This window comes from Chloroflexota bacterium (assembly GCA_018825785.1).
GTDB lineage: Bacteria > Chloroflexota > Dehalococcoidia > JACVQG01 > JAHKAY01 > JAHKAY01.
This window is the reverse complement of sequence record JAHKAY010000027.1, coordinates 1-2,121: the sequence shown is the minus strand read 5'-3', so window position 1 is coordinate 2,121 and position 2,121 is coordinate 1. Positions and strand designations below refer to the sequence as shown.

Below are 2,121 nucleotides of genomic sequence, written 5' to 3'. Positions count from 1 at the left end.
GCGTTGTGATGCAAAGGGCGGACCTTTGGGGCAGAAAGGCCACCGTCAGTGTGTGCCCCAGGAGGTCGGCCCTTGCCTCATCCCCCTCCGCCGTGGCCGGCATCCCAAACCCCTGGAGGAAGGCGGCCACCAGGTGGGGTACAGACCTGGCGCAGCGGTGGCAGGTCCTGCCCACAAAGCGCAGGGTCTCCTGGCCACAGCAGGGGCAGGGATCTCCCCGGGCCCTCTCCCAGTTTTCTCGCGCCAGGGCTAACAAACCAGGGCTGCCCTTGTCATCCACGGTGCTCCTCTATTAACATTATAACAAGAAGTTAAATGAAGACCTTTGTTGAGGTTTCCGAGGTGGACCTCCTGGAGGCGAACGCGGTCACCTTTGACCGCAGGGCCCAGGCATGGGTCCCCTGCCTCCGCAACAGGCTCCTTATCCGCCTGATATTCCGCACGGGCTGCCGGGTGGGGGAGGTGCTCCCCCTGGGGGTGGAGGACGTGGACCTGGACCTGGCAATGGCGAAGGTGGTAAAGGAAAAGGACCGCCTGCAGCTCTTCTGCTCCGTCTGTGGGCAGCGCCTGGCCAGGGCTCACCGGTTCTGCCCGGGCTGCGCCAGGGAGGTGAGCGCACCCGAGAAACGCCTCCAGGAGTCCAGGCGCCAGCGCATCATTCCCCTGGACCAGGAAACGGTGGTCATGCTCCGGGACTTCATCGAGCGCGGCGGGCCCGTGATGAAAAACGGCCGGCCCGTTCTCTTCGGCATCAGCCGGGTGGAGGCCTGGCGGGTGATCTCTCTGGCGGCGAAAAGGGCCGGGCTTGGCCCCCTGGTGAACCCGGAGACCGGGAGGGAGCGCGGAGTATCCCCCCACCGGCTCAGGGATGCCTTCGCCACCCACGCCGTAGGCGTGGACGGCTCCACCGAAGGCATCCGTCTCCTCCAGGAGATGCTGGGGCACAAGGACATAGGCCAGACCATGCGCTACAAGAAGATCGCCGGCCAGGAGCAGAAAGACTGGTACAGCAAGCTGTGGGAGTAGATGGCTGAGGCGGTCAGGCCCTTCCGCGGCGGTTATATTCACGCCTTCGGGGCGACTTGGTTCATCATGGAGTTCCTGAAAGGGAACTCGCCCTATGGCTCTTTGAGGATAGACCCCGCGAAGGGTGCCCCCCAGTCCGATATTCACTCGGCCTATAAGCTGGCACTCCACACCGCCATCGCCGAGGACCAGGCTGCCAGGGACATGGAGGACGCCATAAAAGCCGGCAGGCCCTATCCCCCCGAGGAGGCGGAAATCCGGAGGAACTACTACCTGGCCAGGATCCCCTCCCGGCTCACGAGGATGCGCTATTCCAGCTTCACCAACTACTTCAGCCGGCTGATGAAGCTGGGGTGGGTGGAGCGCACCGGCGAGGAGGAGCCCTCGATGCCCCAGGAGAGCTGGGCCGATGCCCGGCCGCGGGTCTTCTACAGGCTCACACCGCAAGGGATGGCCATGGAGATCCCCCAGGTCTTTGACCCCCTCATGCTCCTCTATCCTGACTACACCAGGGAGAAGCGCTCTGGCAAGAGAAGGGCCTACTTCACGGTCCGGCGCTAACCTCCCCATTCTGCCTCAAATTCGCCCATACCAGCTCAAAGTAGCCCCTATCATCTCAACCTAGCTTCAATCTCACCTGGAGAACGGATGCGTCTATGCCTTTTTGTGCCATCCCTTTCAGGAGCCAAGAAATAGCGGAAAGCATGTGTTCCTCTTCTTCAACATTACCTTCTTTTGTTTCAGAATAGGTATGCTTCAAGTTAGATTGAAGCTGGAACTTAAAAACTGAATAGAGAAGTTGAAAGGGGCCGACTAGCAAAGCTGGCCCCAATCTAGGGCTTGATAAGCCCAAAACTTCCAGCGAGTAGGCCCCACCAAAGGAAAGGGGCCGAGCCAAAAAGGGCTGTCGCAGTATGGCCGATAGCTGGCCCCCTTTGATTGCTAGTCAAAGTTGAACGGGGGCCGTAGTATGGCGATTAGCTGGCCCAATCCACCAGTGAAAGCCCAATGCTACCAGATAAGCCCTTTCGGACTAAACGCTTTGATACTCTAGGCGTGAAGCTGGCCCTCTATTCAGGATAGTATCGCAATAGT

General features: G+C 60.3%; 3 protein-coding genes. 2 read left to right on the top strand and 1 reads right to left on the bottom strand.

The genetic code is table 11. The features are described from left to right. Nucleotides 1-280 (bottom strand): hypothetical protein (locus KJ624_04205; protein MBU2009032.1); only part of this gene is annotated, 280 nt, incomplete at its 3' end. 35 nt (nt 281-315) lie between these two features. Between KJ624_04205 and KJ624_04200 the strand changes: the two genes are divergently transcribed. Both KJ624_04200 and KJ624_04195 read left to right on the top strand, forming a co-directional pair. Further along, on the top strand, nt 316-1,026 hold the full coding sequence (locus tag KJ624_04200) for a tyrosine-type recombinase/integrase (GenBank protein MBU2009031.1): 711 nt from the start codon (nt 316-318) through the stop codon (nt 1,024-1,026). After that, the gene (locus KJ624_04195) at nt 1,027-1,587 is read left to right on the top strand and encodes a hypothetical protein (GenBank protein MBU2009030.1); all 561 of its coding nucleotides are present in this window, start codon (nt 1,027-1,029) and stop codon (nt 1,585-1,587) included. It abuts the gene before it with no gap. Nucleotides 1,588-2,121: the final 534 nt, after the last annotated feature.

Coding starts and splice junctions, on each gene's coding strand:
- KJ624_04195 (MBU2009030.1), top strand. CDS start 1,027: ATGGCTGAGGCGGTCAGGCCCTTCCGCGGCGGTTATATTCACGCCTTC.
- KJ624_04200 (MBU2009031.1), top strand. CDS start 316: ATGAAGACCTTTGTTGAGGTTTCCGAGGTGGACCTCCTGGAGGCGAAC.